The 19,327-nt window shown below is 70.2% G+C and carries 22 protein-coding genes and 2 pseudogenes; 10 read left to right on the top strand and 14 right to left on the bottom strand.

The features are described from left to right. The first annotated feature begins 250 nt into the window (after positions 1-250). The gene (locus tag K7472_RS30915) at positions 251-502 is read left to right on the top strand and encodes an IS110 family transposase (protein ID WP_222982369.1); all 252 of its coding nucleotides are present in this window, start codon (positions 251-253) and stop codon (positions 500-502) included. Between the two features lie 225 nt (positions 503-727). Beyond that, the gene (locus K7472_RS30910; protein ID WP_222982367.1) at positions 728-1,069 is read left to right on the top strand and encodes a hypothetical protein; all 342 of its coding nucleotides are present in this window, start codon (positions 728-730) and stop codon (positions 1,067-1,069) included. A 2-nt stretch (positions 1,070-1,071) separates the two neighbouring features. Here the strand turns inward: K7472_RS30910 and K7472_RS33595 are convergent, their stop codons facing one another. The 3 genes and pseudogenes from K7472_RS33595 to K7472_RS30900 all read right to left on the bottom strand — a co-directional run. Beyond that, positions 1,072-1,470, bottom strand: a complete 399-nt coding sequence (locus K7472_RS33595) for a transposase (protein WP_222982401.1) — start codon at positions 1,468-1,470, stop codon at positions 1,072-1,074. 69 nt (positions 1,471-1,539) lie between these two features. Continuing rightward, positions 1,540-1,812 (bottom strand): annotated as a pseudogene (locus tag K7472_RS33590) (hypothetical protein); the annotation flags it as partial. Beyond that, positions 1,716-2,210, bottom strand: a pseudogene (locus K7472_RS30900) (IS630 family transposase); the annotation flags it as partial. The pseudogenes K7472_RS30900 and K7472_RS33590, both read right to left, overlap by 97 nt. Before the next feature lie 45 nt (positions 2,211-2,255). Between K7472_RS30900 and K7472_RS30895 the strand changes: the two are divergent. After that, on the top strand, positions 2,256-2,633 hold the full coding sequence (locus tag K7472_RS30895) for a transposase (protein WP_222982398.1): 378 nt from the start codon (positions 2,256-2,258) through the stop codon (positions 2,631-2,633). Positions 2,634-2,650: 17 nt separating this feature from the next. On the opposite strand, the gene K7472_RS30890 is transcribed toward K7472_RS30895, so the two are convergent. The 9 genes from K7472_RS30890 to K7472_RS30850 all read right to left on the bottom strand — a co-directional run bounded on the left by K7472_RS30890 (position 2,651) and on the right by K7472_RS30850 (position 12,716). After that, positions 2,651-3,079, bottom strand: coding sequence for a DUF6093 family protein (locus tag K7472_RS30890; protein ID WP_222982365.1), 429 nt, complete (start codon positions 3,077-3,079; stop codon positions 2,651-2,653). 84 nt (positions 3,080-3,163) lie between these two features. Continuing rightward, complete coding sequence (locus K7472_RS30885) at positions 3,164-4,264, bottom strand: hypothetical protein (protein WP_222982363.1); 1,101 nt, start codon at positions 4,262-4,264, stop codon at positions 3,164-3,166. 99 nt (positions 4,265-4,363) lie between these two features. Then, positions 4,364-6,445, bottom strand: coding sequence for a methyltransferase, FxLD system (gene fxlM / locus K7472_RS30880; RefSeq protein WP_222982361.1), 2,082 nt, complete (start codon positions 6,443-6,445; stop codon positions 4,364-4,366). Positions 6,446-6,467: 22 nt separating this feature from the next. Next, entirely contained in the window at positions 6,468-7,739 is a 1,272-nt protein-coding gene (locus tag K7472_RS30875) for a lanthionine synthetase C family protein (protein ID WP_222982359.1), read from the bottom strand. Beyond that, a complete protein-coding gene (locus K7472_RS30870; protein ID WP_222982357.1) occupies positions 7,736-10,807 on the bottom strand; it encodes a lantibiotic dehydratase in 3,072 nt (1,023 codons plus the stop codon). Before K7472_RS30870 ends, K7472_RS30875 begins: the two co-directional genes overlap by 4 nt. An 80-nt stretch (positions 10,808-10,887) precedes the next feature. Then, positions 10,888-11,061, bottom strand: coding sequence for an FxLD family lanthipeptide (locus tag K7472_RS30865; protein ID WP_222982355.1), 174 nt, complete (start codon positions 11,059-11,061; stop codon positions 10,888-10,890). A 217-nt stretch (positions 11,062-11,278) separates the two neighbouring features. Continuing rightward, complete coding sequence (locus tag K7472_RS30860) at positions 11,279-11,791, bottom strand: DUF6302 family protein (protein ID WP_222982353.1); 513 nt, start codon at positions 11,789-11,791, stop codon at positions 11,279-11,281. Next, positions 11,788-12,216, bottom strand: coding sequence for a DUF6415 family natural product biosynthesis protein (locus K7472_RS30855; RefSeq protein ID WP_222982352.1), 429 nt, complete (start codon positions 12,214-12,216; stop codon positions 11,788-11,790). The genes K7472_RS30860 and K7472_RS30855 overlap by 4 nt, the downstream gene beginning before the upstream one ends. After that, on the bottom strand, positions 12,213-12,716 hold the full coding sequence (locus K7472_RS30850) for an ATP-binding protein (RefSeq protein WP_252396520.1): 504 nt from the start codon (positions 12,714-12,716) through the stop codon (positions 12,213-12,215). The genes K7472_RS30855 and K7472_RS30850 overlap by 4 nt, the downstream gene beginning before the upstream one ends. Positions 12,717-12,990: 274 nt before the next feature. Between K7472_RS30850 and K7472_RS30845 the strand changes: the two genes are divergently transcribed. The 6 genes from K7472_RS30845 (at position 12,991) to K7472_RS33585 (ending at position 17,704) form a co-directional block, all read left to right on the top strand. Beyond that, positions 12,991-13,875, top strand: coding sequence for a helix-turn-helix domain-containing protein (locus tag K7472_RS30845; protein WP_308014163.1), 885 nt, complete (start codon positions 12,991-12,993; stop codon positions 13,873-13,875). A gap of 4 nt (positions 13,876-13,879) precedes the next feature. Then, a complete protein-coding gene (locus tag K7472_RS30840) occupies positions 13,880-14,119 on the top strand; it encodes a DUF397 domain-containing protein (protein ID WP_222982396.1) in 240 nt (79 codons plus the stop codon). A 254-nt stretch (positions 14,120-14,373) separates the two neighbouring features. Beyond that, entirely contained in the window at positions 14,374-15,093 is a 720-nt protein-coding gene (locus K7472_RS33080; protein WP_252396519.1) for a nucleoside-diphosphate kinase, read from the top strand. A gap of 166 nt (positions 15,094-15,259) precedes the next feature. Further along, positions 15,260-15,871, top strand: coding sequence for a DUF2797 domain-containing protein (locus K7472_RS30835; protein ID WP_372458140.1), 612 nt, complete (start codon positions 15,260-15,262; stop codon positions 15,869-15,871). After that, positions 15,858-16,451, top strand: coding sequence for a dTMP kinase (locus K7472_RS30830; RefSeq protein ID WP_222982341.1), 594 nt, complete (start codon positions 15,858-15,860; stop codon positions 16,449-16,451). The genes K7472_RS30835 and K7472_RS30830 overlap by 14 nt, the downstream gene beginning before the upstream one ends. Positions 16,452-16,468: 17 nt before the next feature. Then, a complete protein-coding gene (locus K7472_RS33585; RefSeq protein ID WP_222982340.1) occupies positions 16,469-17,704 on the top strand; it encodes a glycosyltransferase in 1,236 nt (411 codons plus the stop codon). Here the strand turns inward: K7472_RS33585 and K7472_RS33800 are convergent. After that, positions 17,629-18,090: an NUDIX hydrolase gene (locus tag K7472_RS33800; RefSeq protein ID WP_372458143.1), complete on the bottom strand. Its 462-nt coding sequence runs from the start codon at positions 18,088-18,090 to the stop codon at positions 17,629-17,631. The two genes, K7472_RS33585 and K7472_RS33800, sit on opposite strands and share 76 nt — an antisense overlap. Before the next feature lie 271 nt (positions 18,091-18,361). Between K7472_RS33800 and K7472_RS30815 the strand changes: the two genes are divergently transcribed. Continuing rightward, positions 18,362-18,589 carry a hypothetical protein gene (locus tag K7472_RS30815; protein ID WP_222982336.1) on the top strand — a complete coding sequence of 76 codons (228 nt, stop codon included), beginning with the start codon at positions 18,362-18,364 and terminating at the stop codon, positions 18,587-18,589. Positions 18,590-18,695: 106 nt separating this feature from the next. On the opposite strand, the gene K7472_RS30810 is transcribed toward K7472_RS30815, so the two are convergent. Next, positions 18,696-19,327 (bottom strand): hypothetical protein (locus K7472_RS30810; protein WP_222982335.1); only part of this gene is annotated, 632 nt, incomplete at its 5' end.

The raw sequence follows: 19,327 nt of genomic DNA, 5'->3' as shown, positions 1-19,327 counted from the left end.
ACCGGCGCCACCGGCGGAGGCGAGGGCGGGCGCAGGACAGCGGACGGCTGCTGCGGTCGCGGCGGGATCACCGGCGACGGCTTTGCCTCGGTGGCTGGCAGGGTCGGATCAGGGTGGGCGGTGGCTGCGGCTGAGGCTTCTACCCGCCCGTTGGCTCACTCGATGGCGCGGGGGCTTACGGGGGGCTCGACAAGAGAGGTTCGACCCGGCGGCCTCCACCGGCCTGCCACCGATAGGCACGAGGAGAGCTGTGGCACTGCCCGAGAGCGCGTACTACGTCGGCATCGACTTGGGCTCGGCCGAGCACGCGGTCTGCGTCCTGATCGAAGCCGGCCGCGTGAAGACCGAGTTCGCCATCACCCACACCGCCATCGGGTTCGCCGACGTGATCCGCAGGCTCGCGAAGCTCGGCCAGGCCGAGGACATACCCGTGGCGATCGAACGGCCCGACGGACGGCTGGTCGACCAGTTGCTGGAGGCTGGCCATCCGGTGGTGCGGTGAAGTCCAACGCCATCGAGGCATGGCGGGACGCCGAGGTCCTGTCCGGCGCGAAGTCCGACCCGGGCGACGCGATAATGATCGCCGAGTACCTGCGGCGGCGGCACCACAAGCTCAGCGCGGCCCGCACCCGCGACGACGTGGTGCGGTTGCGGGCGATGGCCACCAGCATGCTCACCTCGCTGCTGGACGCCTTCTGGCCCGGTAGCCAAGACCCTGTTCGCAGAAGTGGAGTCGCCGATCGCGTTGGACTTCCTCACCCACTACCCGACCCTGGCCTCCGCCGCCGCACTCGGCCAAAAGCGCATGGCCGCGTTCTGCGTTAAACACGGATACTCCGGCCGCCGCAGCGCGGACGAGCTGGTCAAACGCCTGCGTTCGGCCACGGCCGGCGTCACCGGCGAAGCCGAGACCGGTCGTGATGCTGTCGTCGCGCTGGTCACGGTGGTGCGGACACTCGGCACGGTGAAGAAGGACCTCGACCGGTCTATCGCCGCCCACCTCGGTCAACATCCCGACGGACGGATCTTCATCTCGCTGCCTCGGGCCGGGCAGGTCAACGCCGCCTAGTGTCAGGTGTCGTTCTTGAGGGTGCCGCGGTAGTGCAGGCGGCGGTTGCCGTGCTGGACGATCCAGGCGACGGCCCGCTCGACCGGCGGTCGCCATCGGCGGTATTCGGCCTGCCAGGCGGGGTCGGTGGCGGCCTGGCGGCGCGCGGTGGCCTGCTGGTCGTAGTGCGGGCGGATGGTCAGGATGCGCCCGGCCTTGGCTGTGGTGCAGCGTTCGTGCAGCGGGCATCCGGTGCACAGGCTCCCGAAGGTCGCCTTGCGCTGCTGGTGCTGTCCGCGTGGTGGGGCGAGTTCGACGGTGTGGCCTTGGGGGCAGGTCACCGTGTCGGCGGTGGTGTCGATGGCGAAGTCGTCCAGGGCGAAGCCGCTGGGGACGGCGGGCCGCAGGGGTGGCGGCTTCACGAAGAGCCGGTGACCGGCTTCTTCCAGGGCCTGGCGGGCCCGACTGCTGGAGTAGGCGGTGTCGCCCAGCACGTCCAGGGGGCCGTCCTCCTCGCCCAGTAAGTCCAGGGCGACGGCGGCTTCGTGGTGCTCGGCGCCGGTGCCGGGCCGCAGGGCGACGGCGGTGAACAGCCCGGTCTCGGGTTCGAAGGCGAGGTAGGCCTTGAAGCCGTCCTGCTGGTGGCTGCGGGTCTTGTGGACGTGCCGAGGCCCACCACGTCGCGGACCTTCTCGACGAACTGCGGGTCCTTGCTGAGCTTGAAGGTGTCCCCCTGGTGCGGCTTGAGGCCGAAGGTGCGCCAGATCCGCGAGACGGTCGACTGACTCAGCCCGCTCTGCTTCGCCATCTCCCGCGTGGACCAGTGGGTGGCACCCTTCGGCGTGGTCTCCAGCGTCCGCACGATCACGTCCTCGACCTGGTCGTCGGTCACCGTGCGGGCCGGCCCCGGCCGCTTCTCGTCCGCCAAACCCTCCAGCCGGTGGGCAGCGAAACGCTTGCGCCAGGTCGCCGCCGTCGTCGGATGGAGCCCAAGATCCTTGCCCACCTGCGTGTTCGACAACCCGTCGGCGCACGCCAAGACGATCCGGCAGCGCAGCGCCAGGGCCTGGGCAGACGTTGCACGCCGTGACCAGCGAAGCAACGTCTCCCGCTCGTCATCCGTCAGGACCACTTCGACCGTCGGCCGACCCATCCGCGCCATGAACCCAGCATACTTCTATGGACTTTCTAAGACTCAGGACACTAGATCCTGGCCGAGTGGGGAGACTCCCGCACCGCCTACGACAGCGCGGACGCCGTCGCCGCGTTCGCCGGCGTCGCCCCGGTCACCAAGGCGTCCGGACGCATGCGCGGGGTGTCCTGCCGGTGGGCCTGCAACAAACGCCTCCGCCAGGCGATGACCACGTTCGCCGACAACAGCCGCCACGAGAGCGCGTGGGCGGCGGACACCTACCAACGGGCCCGGGGCCGGGGCATGGACCACCCGCACGCCGTCCGCGTCCTGGCCCGCGCCTGGATCCGCGTGATCCACCGCTGCTGGCTCAACCACGAGCCCTACCAGCCCGACCGACACGGCGGACTTCAACGTCTCACAACCCCACAACCGTCCGCTCAAGCGATGTGAGATTGACACAGGCGGTGTCATACCCCGGCCCCCGTCGTCTGCGTGTTCTGGTCCACCCACGTGGTGCGGACGATGCTGAGGGTGGAGGTCTCCCCGATGTCGATCACTCGCCACGTCCGGCCGACGGCTGACTCGTCGTCCGCCTGGACGACGGTGACGGTGTCTTCGCGGGAGGCGACCGGCGCTGACAAGCAGTCGGTACCGGAAGAAGCGTCGTGCGCGTACGCCTGTCCGGCGAGGTGCAGCACGACGGACGGCCCACCGATGGGAAAGATCGCCCCCGGCCCCTCGTAGATCGTGATGGGAGGACCGGGCTCGTACTGCCCCGTGTCCGGATTGAAGACCGGCTCGCCAGGCCGGTAGATGCGGATCTTGTTGGTAAGGATCTTCTTCTCGACGATCGCGCTGACGGCCCCCAGAGTCAGCCCTTCGGTAGACGCACTCAAGCGTTCGAGCGTAGCCGTGCTCACAGACAGTCCGGATTCCGTGGCCGCCAAGGTCCCGGGTCGGGGACCGTCAGGTCGCCGTGCTCACGCCGCAGCCGCTGACGATTGGGTGATCACTGCCTCACTGCGGTCCAGTGCCGTCGAGAGTTCACTCGACAACTCATCGGGAAGAAGTTCCGCTCCCAGCCCGCAGGCCCGGATCAGGTCGCGGCAGGCACGGGCTTCGCCGTCGGTGGCAAGTGCGGCGAACAGCGCGTGCGAGATCAGGTCGCGGGCGGCGTAGCCGTTGAGTGACGCGGTGGCCCGCCGCATCAAGTCCTCGGCGACCGAGCGGGCTCCGGGGTGCTCCAGCCCGACCGCGTCAAGGACCGTGAGGCCAAGCCTGGTGTCGAAGACGGTCAAGCCCGGCTCCGCCTCACGGCCGAGGAAGATGTTCACCAGCTCGGCCGCACTGCCGTCCTCTCGCTGCGGGACGTCGCGGCGGGAGAGGACCACCAAGCACGCGGTGACAGCCTGCTCCCACGGTTCACCTGGGGCTGTCTCGGCGAGCAGCGCCGCCGCGCGTTCCCGGTCGCCCCCCGTGAGGGCCGCCACTACGGCGACTTGTCGCCCGTCAAGCATCCTGGTACCCACGCCTCGGTGCTGCTCGATGTGGGCCAGAGCCTCGCGCCAGCGGCCTGTGGTGGTGAGGGTGCGTGTGCCGTCGGCGAGTACCACGCGCCAGAGCCATGCGTGGACTTCGCGCCGTTCCTCGACAGTCGTGGTCAGTGCGGGGGGCACGGTGATGCCCTCGAAGACGGCGGTGTTCCCGGCGCCCACAGCTTCGTACAGGTCAAGAAGCCGGTGACGCCCGTCATCGGTCTGGCCGGCGCGGATCTGCAATCGGGCCAGGTTGACCAGCGGTTCCAGTCCTCGGATGGCGCTCATCGCGGTGAGCGGGCAGGCCCGAAGGTACGCGTCGGCGTGCCGGTGGCACATCGAGCGGGCCAGCTCGGGAAGACCGAGATCGGACGCGAGAAGCGCGGCCTGGTTGAAGACGGTGGAGGCCAGCCCCTGTCCATCTTCCTCAACGGCCCTGTCGGCGAGTTCCGTCAGCGCCCGGATACGGGCGGGCAGCGGTGGGCAGGCAGGCCGGAACCGGGCCACGAGCGGGAAGCGCCTTGCTATCGGGCCGTGCGGGTCCATGTGCCCCCCGGGGCGACGGGTGCGGGATGCGGTGGGCGAGAGGGTGGCGGTGCCCGCCGATCGGACGCGGGCACCGCCACCATCAGGTTGAGGCGGCCATCACCGCCAGTCGATGACGATGCGGTTCAGCGGGGTGTCCAGAGCGAAGAGACCGGGGCTCGGCTCCAGTGCCGGAGCGCCCAGGTCCTGGATCTCGAACGTGGCCTCACGGTCCCGGAACTCGCGGTCCCACGTGCGAATCGCGTCGGCGACCCGTGCGATCAGGTCCTCGCTGCCGGGTCCGTGGCCGATGACCCCGAACTCCCAGAGCTTGCCGCCCTCCGGGGTCTTCTGCTCCGACAGGCGCCGGGCGAGGTAGGTGAGGGCGCCCTTGTCCACGGCTGCGGTGGATGACGGGTAGGGATCGTCCGTGAGGACCGTCCCCTTGGCGTCCTGCGGAAACAGCATCCGGATCAGCCCGCTGGGCACGGAGCAGGAGACGAACAGCTCCATCCACTCCGGGGACTCCATAGCCCGGACCATCATCCCGGTCCACTCCTCGGTGCGCGGCTGTTCCAGCACACCGGCCAGGGCCTCGGCGTCGATGGTCTGCCCGGCGGGGGCCTGGAGGCGTACGGTGCCGTCGCTGCTGAGCGTGATGACGCGGCGGTCGTCGTCGGCGATGCCCCGCCGCAGCGGCATGAACGTGTTCATCTTGCTGCTGACGCTGGTCCAGCGGCCGTCGCGCTTCTCGTAGGCGATGGATCGAGACACGCTGCCCTTGAGACGCTGGGGCACGACGAGCCGTCCCCCGTCGGAGAGTTGCTGCATCCAGGCGTGCGGGACCCCGTGCGCGCCGACGGTTGCGATGATCCGGTCGTACGGCGCTCCCTCCGCATGACCGACCGCCCCGTCGCGGGTCAGGGCCTCCACGTTGGTGACCCCGGCTGCGGCCAGGTGCTCGCGGGCCCCCTCCACGAGGTCGTCGTCGACGTCGATGGTCGTGACGTGGCCGCTCTCGCCGACGAGTTGCGCGAGGAGGGCGGCGTTGTAGCCGGTGCCAGCGCCGAGTTCGAGGATGCGCTCGCCGGGCTGAGCCTCCAGTTGGTCCAGCATGAGGGCGACGACTCCGGGTTGTGAGGCGCAGGAGATCGACGTGCCGTCGGTGTCGTACTTCACGTTCACCGGGGTGTTGGCGTAGGCGTCTTCGAGAGTTGAGTCCGGCACGAACAGGTGGCGCGGCACCGTGCGCAGAGCGTTCTCGACCTCGGGAGTGCGGGCGTATCCGGACTCACGGATCTTGTCGACCAGGTCGTTGCGGAGCCGCGCGGCGTCGGCCTGGGAGGTGGTGATCGTGTCGGTGTTCACCGCCCTGACGCTAGTGCTTTCGGGCGTGCTCCCGGCGGACGACGCGGTGTTGTCACTCGATCCCATGACTGCCTCTCGTGCGATGTTGAACAGGGCGCTCTGGTCGTCTGGAAGGAGACCAGCCCGGTTGGCGTGGAAGATCACGTGGTGGGCGATGACGGCTCGTAGGCCACGCGAGAGGCCGGGACCGCTGGCGAGGTAGGCCAGCGTCGTACCGGCCCGCTCGAACGCCGCCACCCACTCGGCGTGGCCGTCGAGGGGGCCGCCCGCGACGGACAGGCTGTGGGCGTCGACGGTCATCAGCGTGCGCATCGCCGGTATGAGGGCGGCGGTCCGCTCCGGTGTGAGAGGGACGGGGGCTGTGCGCAGCGCGGCGGCCTTCGCCCAGACGTCTCCCTGCTCGAACCAGTCCAGATTGGCGGCACGCATCAGGGCGCTGAACAGCAGGACAGCGGTCTCCCTGCGCCCGACGCGTCCCGGACCGGGCTGGTAGGTGAGCAGGTGCCTGCTGTCCTCGTGGAACAGGTCGTGGGCGGCGTCCATCGAGAGGGCTCCACCGAAGGCGGCGGATTCCGGCTCGTAGATGCCGGGCAGCCAGGATTGCACCGTGCCGTCCTCAACGAGTCCGCTCAAGGCCGACTCAACCAGCGGTGACGGCTCGACGGCCCGGTAGCGCAGTGGCCACGGCTGCTTGTTCATGAACCACCAGCCTCCGAGCTGTCCGGCGCGCTCCGCCGCGAGCAGCGCGGGACCGAGGCGTTCGGCGATGGCGCGCTTGCCGTTCTCGCGCTCGATGAAGACGATGTTGTGCTGGTGCCAGCGGTCGTGGTCCATGGGGGTCCTTCGATCGGAGACGTCAGGCGAGGAGCAGGCAGGAGTCCCAGGCGGATACGGGCGAGGCGGCGGAGGCAGGTGCGAGCAGGGCAAAGGCTGTCCCTGCGGCCCCGTCGAGGAAGCCGGGCCCCGCTCCCTCGTCCTTCAGCAGGGCCGCGGCCACCGCGGCGGGGTAGGCGCCCGGCGGGCACAACACGCTCAGGAGAGCCGGTATGACCGTCCGGATCTGCGAGGCGGTTGAGGGAAGTGCGTCGGCGGCCGTCCGGGCCGCGACGTGGGCAAGCCCGGAGATGCCGTGGCACAGGCCGTCATCAACCGTGGCTTTGAGCTGCGCGGAGTTTGTGATGGCGGCGACGAGGTCGTTCTCGGCCTCGGCCTGGCGGGGGGAGTCGCCCAGGGCGAGGGCCGCGAGCTGCTGGGCACGGGCGAGGCCGACGGTTCCGTAGCACCACGAGGGGCGGCGCGGGGCGACAGGGGCGAGACGACCGTCGCGGAGTTCGTCACGCGTGACCCAGTACGGCCAAGCCGGGCCGGGGCCGTTCTCTCGCCACCGGTCGAGCCACGCCAAGATCGTTCGGATCGCCTCGTAGTGGCCGCCGACGGTGTTGCCCTGCCGGGCAGCGAGGGCCAGCAGGGCGAGGACTCCTCCGATGCCGTGGGCCATGCCGCTGTTCGCGTGTCCTCCGGGGAAGCGTTCGTCCGGGCGGCCGGAGGGCCCGGAAGCTGCCCACCAGCCGGGCAGTCGTTCGCCGTCGTGCCCGACCGGCTCGGCGAGACGGACGCAGTAGTGCAGGACCCTGCTCAGAGTCGGGCTCAGCGGGTCGCGGTGGAGTAGGTGGGCGCCGTAGCCGCTGAGACCACGGATTACGTCGAACTCGGCCAGCTCCGGCAGTTCGCCGGCGTCGATCCGGCGGTGCGCTGCATCCAGACGACGGCGTACGTCGCGGTCGATCTGCGCGTCCAGGTCTCGGAGGGCGCGCTGGTACGAAGCAGGTTGGTGGTCGGCGGCGCACGCCACGGCATGGGCGAGCGCCGGGGCACCGTAGAAGGGATGGCTGTCGGGTCCGCTCGTGAAGGGTTCCCGGGTGGCGGCTGCGAGCCAGGCTTGGGCGCGCTGCCACGGGCCGCGGTCGGCTGCGGCTCGCTCGATGTGCAGCAGTGCGATTCCCAGCGGGCCGTAGGCGAGTTGCTGCCGGTCGGTGGTTGTGGTGCGCGGGCTCACCGGGGCGGTGTTGGGATCGGCCAAGAGGTCGGCGACGGCGTCCGCGACCTCCAGCGCGAGGGGACTGGTCACCGTGCCCTCCGAGACAGCCAGGCCAGGGCGGCGGCGCGGGTGAGGTAGAGGCAGACTTCTTCCTCCGGGAAGTCGACCGCGACGTGCCGCACGAAGTGGACATGCAGCAGCGAGGAGAGGACGTCGTCCGGGTGGACTCCTTGGGTGTCCGGGCCGAAGAGGTGGGGGCGGTAAGCGGATAGTGCCGCGTCCCGTTCTCTCCACGCCTCCACGATGGCCTGCCCGCCTGCTACGTCGCGCAGCGCCGCCCAGTCGTTGGTCGGGTCGGCCAGCCGTACGACTTCGGTGAACTCCGGGCGCGGCACGCGAGCGTGCATCGAGGAGGGGATGTTGGCGGCCAGCCAGCGCATCGCGGCCTCGGTGCTACCGAGGAACGCTGTGGCGATAGCGATGGTGTGGGCGGCCACCAGCGCGCGCCTGGACGGTTGCTGCCGCAGGCCGAGCTGGGCCACGATGGATCGCGAGTCGGCGCGGAAGACGTCCTCGGCTGCGTCCCACGCTGAGCCGGAGCCCCATCGGCCCATCTCGCGGTAAGACGTCGGGAAGCGTACGTCCGACAACAGGCCGGCTGCGCGTAGCTCGTTGGCCCAGGTGCCAACAGCATGTGCGGTCTCGGCGAAGGCGTCGGATTCCGGCAGCGCGATGCGCAGCCGGAGGTGGTGGTCCGGGTCGCGGAATCGGATGAACCACCAGGGCGGATCACTGAGCCGGTCCAACAGGTCAGGGACGTAGCGAGCGAGGAGGACGTCTTGTCGGCGCAGGTCGCCGTAGAGCGTGGCGAGCAGCAGCGAGGAGACGCCCGGCGTCTGGATCTGCGCCGGGGAGAAGGTCCGGGCGGGGGTGGGGGCCGGTAGCACGGGCCAAGCCGGGGGCCGGACCGCCCTGAGAGGTGCAACGACCTCGTGTGCGCGCCCATCGCTCCAGCCGTAGGCGTCGAGATCAGGGACTTCCACAAGCACCGCCGACGGGGCCCGGGTGAGGTGCTGGCGCAGCAGGGTTCGGTGCGCGGCGAGGGCGAGGTCGAGGAGGAGGCGTCGATCGCCTTCGGCCAGGTGGACCCGCCCCGGCAACCTCCGCCGGGTGCCCCACCCCTGGAGAGCGGCGTCCCACTCGTCCTGCGGGCAGTCACGGCCGGGCAGCTCGGCGGCCTCCAGCCACCATCGGGCCGGGGCGAGCACCGTGCGGCCGTAGCGCAGCCGGGGTAGGAACGGCATCGCCTCCGCGGCGCCCCAGTCGAACATGGTGACCTGCGCGCACTGGGCGCGGGGCAGCTCAGTGAGGAACCGGACCAAGGGCGGCGTGTGCTCCTTGAGGTTCAGCGCGTGCATCCCTACGGCCTCGATCCGCAGGCCGCGCTTCGGTGCCGCCAGGTACATGCGGCGTCCGTCGCAGCCCACCGCCAGGTCGTGCGGCGTGAGCACGTCGCTGTCGGTACCTCGGTGCTCCTGGACGCTGATCACGGTGGGCAGGACCTGCGGGACACGGGTGACGTGGGCGCTGGTGGGACGCAGTGGAGGGAAGGACAACTGGGCAGCGACGGTGCCGGCGTCGGCGGTCGGCAGGTCAGACAGCTCTGCGGTCAGCCGCTCGTGATCCTCGGGAGCCAGCACACTGAGGAAGCGGCCGGTGGTGACGCCGACGCCGCGCGACACGCTCACCAATTCGAGACGGAAGCGGCCCCGTTGCAGCTCCTCAGTGCTCGCGGCGTGCACCTGCACGGTCAGTTCCAGGTGAGGAGGCACCCTCGGAGATTCCGGCCCCAGGTCCATGGCGGCGATCACCTCGTCGGTGAGGATCACCTCGTCGCGGCCGTCGAGAACGGCGGCCTGCGCCAGTCGCACCAAGGTGTCGTCGCGAACGGACAGGCGCGAGCGACGATCGGCGGCCCGGGTGCCGGGATATCCGTCGGGGAAGCCGGTGCCGCTGTCGGCGACGACCTCGTTGAGGGGCACCAGCGTGCCGATGCCGTACTTCTCGTAGAACCGCCGCTGGTATGCCTTCCACGCGGCGGTCCCGTAGGGCAGGGGGCTGACCCGGGTCAGGACGCTGGCGGCGCGCTCGATCTCGCGGGCGACCAGATCCGGCAACTCGACCGTGGCGTCCAAGCACAGGTCGAGGGCGAGGGGATGGCGGCGGAGGTCCGGAACGAGTGCGCGCATCCTGTCGGCAGCCGCGGTTCGGTCGCGCCGGGTGCCGCACCCGTGCAGTTCGGCTTGCACCGAGCGCAGATCACGGATCAGGTCGGCCACGGGCGCGATCGTGTCTGCGTTCACGGCGTCGAGTTGTCCGAGCAGGTAGCTCAGAACCTCGGTCTCCGTGCTCGGCGCGTGGAGGCTGGTGATCAGCACGTGGTTGTGGATCAGCCCTCGTACGAGTTGCTGCGCCCTCCGCTGGCCCGCTGTGGGGAAGTCCGCCACCAGCTTGTCGGCGAGGGTGCCCACAGAGATGGGTTCCCGGACGGTGTCCAAGACCATGCGTACCGGATCGGTCAGGGCCATGGACGCCTCGACTGCCCGCTGCCGCTCGCCCTGGCCGTCGGACTGGTACGGCACCACGAGTTGTCCGCCGCGCACCTGGGCGGCGTTGTTGAGGGTCACAGCAAGCCGTTCCACCAGTTCGGGGCAGGACTCCAGCCGCTCCACGACCGCCGTCAGCCACTCCGCGCTGGTCCGCGCGACCACCGTGTGGTCGGAGCCCCAGTTCGCCTCGGCCCGAGTGCCGATCATGGCTGGGGCCACGCCGGCGAACAGTCCGAAGGGGGTTGCCCGTTGCGCGGCGCGCGACACATAGCGAGCCACCGAGGCAGCGGCTCGCCGCACATCGCGGTCGGACGGAGTTTCGGCGGAGCACAGTGCCCGAACCTGGGCGGCCAGGACCGGGCTGGCGTGCTCCAGGGCCTCGGCGAGGTCTTCCACGGCCGAGACCTCGCGCAGCCACGCGAGGCGGGCTGCCGTGTCCTGCGCAGAGGTGGCGTCCAGGTCTGGGCAGGGGGGAACGTGAAGTTCCGGCTGGGCGACCGCACGGAGGAGAGCAGTCTTCCCGGCGCGGAACGCGGTGCTCGAAGCCATCGCAACCTTCGGGGGTCCAGGCGGGCGGCCGGTGCCTTCGCGCTGCGCGAAGGCACCGGCCTGGATTCCGTGTGCCTTGATCAGGCGACGTTGGTCGTGCAGGCGCCGCAGGTCTCGCCGCAGCCGTCGTCGGTCAGGCTGACCAGCCCGGCGGTGTCGCCGACCTCGACCAGGGTGACGTCCAGGTCAAAGCCGTCCGACGCGCCGAGGCCCGTGGGCTGTGCCTGCCTGCTGTGGGTGATCTGGGGACTCATTCGAACTCCCGTGGTGTCGATGTGAAATGCGGGTGGTGTTACTGCCGGGCACCTACGCGCGGAGCGTACGGAGAACGCAACTCCACAGAGGTGGATCCCGGCCACCGATCCGAGGTGCCATGCCCCTGACGTGAGTTGCGAGGGGCCGCTTTTCCCAGTCCGGGTCTTGCGCCGCGCCGATGATCTGCTCGAAGCACCGGTTCACCAGGGCGGCCGTCTAGAGGTGGCGGGTTGTGTCCGTCTCACGCTGATGCCCACGGACGCCGAGGCCGACAGTGTTCGCGCAGGGCCGCAGGGCGACCGGTGAGGACAGTCGGCAGCGCCCGCAATCGGAGTACCCGAAGAATCGAAGCCGCTCCGGGGTGCCAGCGCGGTGACCCAGCGCCTGTTCGCCCCATTCGACAAGCCAACTCTCCCCGCGTGCGTCCCTGGACAAGCTGACCCGGAGCAGGGGGAAGCCCGGTCGGCCGAGGAGGGCTGAGCGAACGGCCAAGGCTGCCGTCACCGGTCCTATGTCCGTCCGTCTGCCCCGTCGACACCCGCCTACCGGTACTGCGAGGAGCGGAGCCCGGAAGATGCGCACGGCGACGCTACCGGCCAGAAGGCCCTGGTCGTGCAGCCGCGCGGCTACGAATTCGTAGTCGTAGGCTTCGCGAGCGGGCAATATCTCGACCGACAGAGACGTACGGGTGCGGTCGTGCTGCCCGGCCGCAGTCGCTAGAAGGTTCACGGCATGTCCTCCAGCAGCTCGTCGAGCAGATCCGAAACGGCCATGGCTAGACGTCGAAGGTGGGCGCGGGCCGGGACGAACTCGTTCGGGAATCTCTCGACTAAGAGATTCCGGGACGCCGCGGCCGTCTCGGGGCGGACGCCGCTGCTCGGCTGGCTGGCGGCGAGCAGGATGCGTCGGTACACCAGGTGCAGACGTGGCGTGAGGCGCGCTACGTCTGCACCTGTCAGCTCGGCATCCTCGCCGAGGACGAGTTCCAGGTCATCGAAGACGGCGTCAACCACGGGGACTTCCGGCGACTCCAAGAGGAAGTGCCCTCGCAACGCGGCGAGAGTTCGTGCCTTCACCAGAGGGTCGGTCCGGCAAAGCCCCTCCTGACTGAGACGAGGTGAGTCCACGTTGCGCCCAAGCACCCTGTACCTCATCGACTTCTCCGTGCCGTGTCAGGGAACTTGAGGGTGCACCAGGTCCTCGTACCGTCCGAGCTGACGCCCCAGGACGCTGCAACCGCATCCACGAGGAGGAGGCCGCGGCCGTCGAGCGCATCGGAGTCGGCCTGGCGGAGTCGCGGTAGAGCAGGCGAACCGTCATCCACCTCCATCACCAGCACGTCCGTGCCGACCACCAGACGAAAGGTGATCTGCTGCTCGGTGCTGTGCCGGAGACCGTTCGTGACAAGTTCGCTGATCAGTAGCTGCGCGTCATCAACCAATGCTGTCAGACCCCAGGCGTTCAGCTTGGCCCGGCCGATCCGGCGAAGACGCCCGACCCAGACAGCGGCGGCGTCCGGCAGTTCCGTACCGATTACCGGGCCCTCACGTTCAATGGTCAGATGAAGGTCGTCAAGGACGGCGGGCACGGCGTCCGAAGAGCACCCGGCTCGTAGCTCCTCAAGGATCTCCGGGCCCAGCGCAGTGACAGCCATGCCCCACTCCTCCGCAGCTCAGAGGGACAACGCAGCCTGAACCCCTACAGCCTGTAGTGGGGAATCACGACTTCGCCGCCCGCGTTCGTGCTGGCTCAACTACCGTCTCGTGTAGGTAGGTTCATCTGCAACCGCATCTGCATTGAAAATTCAGCGGAGACGACATTGGACTATGCATGAACCTGCACAAGGGGCTGCCAGCCCCGAACACAAGGTGCAACACTGCGCACAGGGCACCTTGAGGTCGGCACACGGGCACAAGGAGGGCGCACAGGTGGCAGCGAAGCGGGGGGCGACAGGCAGGCGTCTCGAACTGGGTCTCCAGTTGAGAGGCATCCGCGAGAACATCTTGGTCAACGGCAAGCCGATGACCCGCAAGGTGGCGGTGCAGGGAACGAAGCTCTCCGAAGCCGCACTCCAACGGATCGAGACCGGGGGCCTCAACTTCCGCAAAGTCGGCGACCTACGAAAGCTGCTGGCCAAGTACGGGGTGGACGACGAGGAGACCATTGACTCCTTCGTCGAGATGAACCGTGACGCGACCAGCCAGGACTGGGTGACGCGCTACCGGGGCCAGATGCTCCCCACGATGCAGGGATTCGTGGGCATCGAGGCCGAGGCTCAGGAGATCAGGATCTACCACCCGCAGGTGGTGCATGGGCTACTCCAGACCGAGGCATACGCTCAGGCGATCTTCGAGATCGAGAAGCCCATCGAAGAGACGACCAGCGAGTTCAACCGTGTCAACGTGGCACTGCGCATGGAGCGCAAGCAGCGCGTCCTGGCGCGTGATCCCGATCCGGTCAAGTTGTGGGCGATCCTCGGCGAGGCGGGGCTCCGGTACGCCATCGGGGGCCCCGACGTCATGCGCGAGCAGTACGAGGAGATCACGAGGCTGTCGGAACTCGACCATGTCAAAATCCAGGTGCTGCCCATCAGCGGTCGGGGGTATCGGGCGAGCAGCGACTTGGCCATCCTCGATCTGGGTGACGGGCTTCCCCCGATGGTCCAGGTGGACAACGCTTGGGGGGCAGTGTCGACTTCGGACAAGCCCAAGGAGGTGGCACGGTTCACCCGTAGGTTCAACCAGATGATCGCCTCGGCACTCCCGTCCGAGGAGACCCCCGAGTTCATGCAACGACTAGCACGAGAGTTGTAGAGCCATCAACACTCACATCCCAGCCCCGGAGCTGGCGCCCGAGGGCGCCTGGTACAAGTCGTCGTACAGCGGAGGCTCAGGCAACAGTTGCGTCGAGGTCGCGGACCTGCGCACCACCCGTGGGGTGGTCGGCGTCCGCGACTCCAAGGACCCTAGCGGCCCGGCCCTACAGTTCAGTCCGGTCGGGTGGTCGTCATTCGTCGCGTTGGCTCAGTCAGGCGAGGTGGATTTCGACGGAGCTTGATGGCGTTCGAACTCTGGTAGCGCGCGAGACGATGGTCCTCCCCTGGCGATTAGAGGAGGGCCATCGGCATTCGCCGGGCGCAGCGGAGGAATAGTCAAATCCTGGCGATGAGCGCCCCCGCTCCCGTCTTGGGGCCGGGGATGGGCCGGGGCCGCCTTGCGGCAGTCCTCGGCCTGTCCCTGGACGCGGTGTTGTCCGCCCGACCCGTCCCGCTGCCAACGGTGGCGCACCCGTGGGACGCCTGGTGGGTAGCCATGCGAACGGCCGGGCGCGTCCGGCCCGCACCCGGCCCGGGCGGGGCGTGCGCGCTGTGCGCCGGCGACGCCGCCGCGGCGATGGCGCCGCCGGTGCCGGTGCACCCCGGGCACGGTGAGCGCCGGTGCGGCTGTCACCGCACCTGGGCTCAGGCGATGCGGGCTCCGGCCCGCGACCTGCCGACCGTGCCGCAGCGGCTCACCATCGCTCTGCTCAAGCCCGGCGCGCCCCGCCAGGCGATCCGCGCCCGGCTGAGGTACGTCCTGCGCGAGGTCCACGTCAGCGACGCCGTGTTGACGCCCGCCGTGTGCGACCGGCTGTATCCGGACGCCTACGGTGCCGCGTTCGTCGACCGCCGCACCGCGTACCTGACCAGCGGCCCGGTTCAGGTGGTGGTGCTGGCTGGGGACACGACCGCGGTCACCACCGGCACGAAGCTCAAGCGGGCGGTGCGTGACCAGCTCAGGGCCGGGCCGCTGCGCAATCACCTGCACATGCCCGACAATCCCGGCGAGGCCCTGGCCGATATCGCCCTACTGGCTGGCTGGGACGTCCTGCGCACCCTGTACGAGCGGTGGGAGATGAGTGGACATGGACGGCACACGGCCGCCCGCGTGGCGGGCTACCGCGCTTACCTGGAGCGCCACGGGACCGGAGTTGGAGTGGTCGGCCCCCGACGGCCGCCCGGCGCGGACGAGCCCGCTGACGATCGACGCTGAGGTGTCGATGCGCGCCTCGGCAGACCGCCGCTGTGTCGGGGTGTGGCGGGCCGGGCGGCGCCTGCCCTGCCCCACCGCCGTCGAGCTCGCCCCGGCGGCCCGCACGCCGCAGTGCCCTTCCTGCACTGCGGTAGACCGCTCCCGCTCCATTGCGGCCGATACCGCCATGGACGACCCGCGCCCCTTCCTCGTCTACCTTGCCCACCACGGCACAGCCGGCATCAAGGTGGGCATCACCGCCGAGGAGCGCGGCGCGGTCCGGCTGCTGGAACAGGGCGCCTTGTCCTCCCTGGTGGTGTCCGCCGGCACACTGGCGTCCGCCCGGCGCACCGAGCACCTACTACACGCGGCCCTCGGCCTGCCCGACCGCATCACCACCAGCCGCAAACGCACCGCCCGACGCGACCCAGGCACCCCCGGCCAGCGGGCCGACGAGCTGACAGCCACAGCCGAGAGCGCTCACGCACTCGCCTGGCCCGAGGCGCAGGAGCGGCGCCAGGCGCAGCCGGTCGACCACACCCCCACCTACGGACTGCCGGACGGCGGAGTGCGCCCGGACATCGAGGTGACCGCGCTCGCGGCCGGATGCGTGATCAGCGGACGCATCGCATGCCGCATCGGGACGGATCTGTATCTGCACACCAGCGCGGGCCTGCTGCTGCTGGACACACGGCAGTTGACGGGCTGGGCCCTGGCCCCCGCCCCGCCCGGCGCACCGGTCACCGCCCCGGTGGCCGCCGTCAACCACCCGGAGACGACACAAGATGCACTGTTTTGACCTCACCGTCGAGGGACTGCCGGGCGCCGGCAAGACGACCGCCTTACGCGCGCTGGAGAGGGCCGGACACACCGTCCTCGGCGAGTACACGACTACGGGCGGCGCCCTGCTGGCCCCCGCTGACCACCCGCACCACCGCGACGAGGCGGCGCACCTGACGAACTGGCTGCGCAAGGCGGCCCAGGTCCGCGGGTGCACGGGGCCGGTATGGGTGGATCGCAACTGGCTGACCGCACTCGCCTACGCGGCCAGCACCGGCGGCCTGGCGGAGCGGGCCGCCTGGGCGTACCGGCACCTCGCCGCCGGGACCCTGCTCCCGCCGCGGTGCTGGATCGTGCTGGACGTCCCCCCAACTGTCAGCCTCGCCCGCCGCCGCGCGCGACTCGAGCCCGCTCACCCCTGGTGGAACGTCGGGGTCCTGCACCGACTCCGCGACTTCTACCGCGACCCGCCCGCCGCACTCACGCACGCCCACCAGGACCTTGCCGCACTCGTGACAGCCGTGCCCCGGCTGCGGATCGACGCCGACCGAGACCCCGAGCAGCTCGCCCGCGCGATCGAAGCGGCCGGCACCCGGTGAACGGGAACGGGCCGGTCGTGGCCATCGCGCTGCACGACGGCTGGTACAGCACCGGAACCGGCGCCGGACGCAGCAACCGCGCCCTCATCACCGCAGTGGCCGACGCGCTCGCACCCGACGTGCGCCTGATCCTGCTCCCCGTGCGGCTGGACCCCTCCAGCCCCGAATACGACGCGGCAGGCCACCACCGCCTACGCGAGCGGATCGCACCGGCGCCGCACCAGGTCATCGACCTCGACAACGGCACGCAAGGACGAGAGCGGTTCGGCGGGCTGGATGCCTTCCGGCACCTGACCCACCACGCCGCGCGCGTCCTGGACGAAGTGATGACCAGTCACCGCCGCGGCCTGCTGCTCGCCATCGACCAGCCCTTCGCCGGACTCGGCCCCCTGCTGACCCCGCGCCCCGGATGGCGGCTGATGTACCTGCCGCGGTCGAGCGCCGACCACCACGACGACCACCACCGAGCCGCCTGGGAACGCGACGGCATCACCGGATGGGTCCGCACCGGCGCCCAGTTGGGCGCGATCAGCGACCACATGCGCACCCTGCTGATCAGCAAAGGCGCGCCCGCCACCCGCATCCTCGCCGTACCCGGCGGCCTGACCGAGCTCGACCGAACCCCGCTGAGCGCCGCCCCCGCCCTACCCTCCGACGTCGCCGGCGAGGCCGGGTTCCTGCTCTCCATGGGCCGCGCCACCCCGTACAAGGGGTTCACCGACCTGCTCGACGCGCTCGCTCTCCTGGCCACCCGCCAGGTAGCGGTGCCGCCCCTGCTGCTCGCCGCCGTCACCGACAACGGCGAACCGAACACCTACCAGCACCATTTGCGCGAGCGCGCCGCCGCCCTGCCGCTGCCGGTGTCCCTGTGGACTCGGTACGACCCGACCTTGCCCGGCCTGCTCTATCACCCCAGGCTGCGGGCCGTGATCGTGCCGTCCCGCACCGAACCTCTCGGCCGCATCCCGCTGGAGGCACACGCGGCCGGAGCCGCACCGGTGGTCGCCACCACCGCCGGAGGACTGGCCGAGACCGTCACCGACCAGATCACCGGCTACACCGCGCCCCCTGCCAACCCGGCGGCACTCGCAGACGCCATCCACCGCGCGCTGACCGCACCGCCGGACACGGTCGAGCGGCTGCGAGCGGCAGGCGCCGCACTGGTCGCAGCCCGGGACTACACCCGCTGCATCACCGGCGTACTCGCACACCTGGCGCCCTGGGCGAGCGGCGCCGCCGCGGCGAACCCGTAGACGTCGTGAGCGACCCGGGCGGCAGCCACCGCCTGCGCCCGGCCCGGCTCCCCCCACCCGAGCAGACCAGCCGCCCGCTCCAGCGGCACCCACACCCGCGGATACACCAGCCCCGTATCCGGATCAGCCCCAGCCGGAAGCCACTCCTGCACCCGGGCAACGACCCGCAGTTGAGCGAAAGACTCCCCATCATCGGTGCGCACGGCCTGATAGCCGAGCGGGATGACCTCCCGCACAGTGATGCTTGCCTCCTCTGCGACCTCCCGGCTCAAGGTCGCCTCCCAGCCTTCGTCCCATGGCTCAGGAGTGCCACCAGGTAGGTTCCACCCTCCCGGCATCTCGATCAGCAGGACCTGGGCGTTCTCGTCGAGTACCCACGCATACACCTGACGGACGGGGAGATGCCCCGGAGCGGGCCACGCCTGATGCCATACATAGCTCGTCACAGCCAGCCACACTAGCCCCGCTTTCTCTCGCGCACCTCACAAGTGAGCAGGGCTGTCTAAGCGTATGCAGAAGCGAGGACGGCCCGAATGCGGCACAGGCTCGCCCCGGGGCAGTCTGGGCACATAGATACTGGCCTGGGCCCGGCGGGAGCAGGCCGCTCTTGGCCTGCCTGTCGGGCGGCTGCTGTTCTCGGCGAAGACCATCGTGGGCATGTGGCTGGCCACCGCGCTGGTGACCGCGGTCGCCTCGATCTTCGTCTACGCCCTGGTGACGGCCATCCACACCAAGCACACCGGCCGCATTCCGGACCAGGCGCAGCTCGACCACGCCGGGTACCGGATCCTCACCGTGATCTTGGCCGTCGGGGTTGCGGGGCCGTGGCCCACTCCACGCTCCAGCGCGTCGGATCCGCCGGGAGACGATCCGTACCACCACTGAACAGCTACGCGTCACCGCACCCGATCCCTCATGACCACCCCGCTGGCCCGCCCGCACCCGGCCCTGAATAGCGGGGGCGCCGTTTCCGGCGAGCCGTGGCCGAGTGTCACTGAACGGGCTGCCAGGCGCCGTTTTGCTGCTGGAGGTGGATAGTGGCGGGCTGGTCGTCGTGTTCGAGGCCGGTGGGGTAGGTGCCGGTCCACACGAGATGGACATCCGCGTGGCCCGGGCTGGTCGCCCGGGCGATCGCGGCCTGGACTCTGACGCGGGTGTAGACCCAGGGGGTGCCGGTGGAGCCGAAGTAGCCCGGCCAGGTGCTCCGGCCTGCCCCGGTGACCTCGGCGAGCAGCACTTCCCGGCCCAAGGCCGTCAACTGGTGCTCGGTGGCGACCGGGAGGTTCCGGCGACTGCTAGCTTCGAGGACTTCCTGGATGGCCTGGTCGCCGGCGGGCCTGTCACCGAGGACCGTCTGCTCGTGCTGCGCCCGGACGGTCGCGCTGGAACTGGAGGCGGGCGCGGGACGTGTGTCGCTGCCCGCATCTGCGGCGCCGTGGTTGCTCGTGGTCGGCGTGGCGGAGGGCGAGCGCGGTAGCGCCGTCGTAAGCGGTGGGCCCTGCCGCTGCGCGCCGGAGTTCGTGCTCGGGAACTGGTTCTGGTGGAGTGCGCAGGCCACGACGGTGGTTCCGCTCACGGCGAGGATCAGGGAGCCGACAGCGGGGGCAGCTCCGGCGAGTCGGG

It is taken from the genome of Streptantibioticus parmotrematis (assembly GCF_019890615.1).
Classification (GTDB): domain Bacteria; phylum Actinomycetota; class Actinomycetes; order Streptomycetales; family Streptomycetaceae; genus Streptantibioticus_D; species Streptantibioticus_D parmotrematis.
Note: the sequence above shows the minus strand (reverse complement) of the source record. Positions and strands in the feature narration are given on the sequence as shown.

Excerpts from the sequence above, each read along its gene's own strand:
- K7472_RS30830 (WP_222982341.1), top strand. The coding sequence starts at position 15,858 with ATGCACTGTTTTGACCTCACCGTCGAGGGACTGCCGGGCGCCGGCAAG.
- K7472_RS30815 (WP_222982336.1), top strand. The coding sequence starts at position 18,362 with ATGTGGCTGGCCACCGCGCTGGTGACCGCGGTCGCCTCGATCTTCGTC.
- K7472_RS30850 (WP_252396520.1), bottom strand. The coding sequence starts at position 12,716 with ATGGCTGTCACTGCGCTGGGCCCGGAGATCCTTGAGGAGCTACGAGCC.
- fxlM (WP_222982361.1), bottom strand. The coding sequence starts at position 6,445 with ATGGACCACGACCGCTGGCACCAGCACAACATCGTCTTCATCGAGCGC.
- K7472_RS30855 (WP_222982352.1), bottom strand. The coding sequence starts at position 12,216 with ATGAGGTACAGGGTGCTTGGGCGCAACGTGGACTCACCTCGTCTCAGT.
- K7472_RS30870 (WP_222982357.1), bottom strand. The coding sequence starts at position 10,807 with ATGGCTTCGAGCACCGCGTTCCGCGCCGGGAAGACTGCTCTCCTCCGT.
- K7472_RS33080 (WP_252396519.1), top strand. The coding sequence starts at position 14,374 with ATGCGAACGGCCGGGCGCGTCCGGCCCGCACCCGGCCCGGGCGGGGCG.
- K7472_RS30865 (WP_222982355.1), bottom strand. The coding sequence starts at position 11,061 with ATGAGTCCCCAGATCACCCACAGCAGGCAGGCACAGCCCACGGGCCTC.
- K7472_RS30885 (WP_222982363.1), bottom strand. The coding sequence starts at position 4,264 with ATGGACCCGCACGGCCCGATAGCAAGGCGCTTCCCGCTCGTGGCCCGG.
- K7472_RS30835 (WP_372458140.1), top strand. The coding sequence starts at position 15,260 with ATGGACGACCCGCGCCCCTTCCTCGTCTACCTTGCCCACCACGGCACA.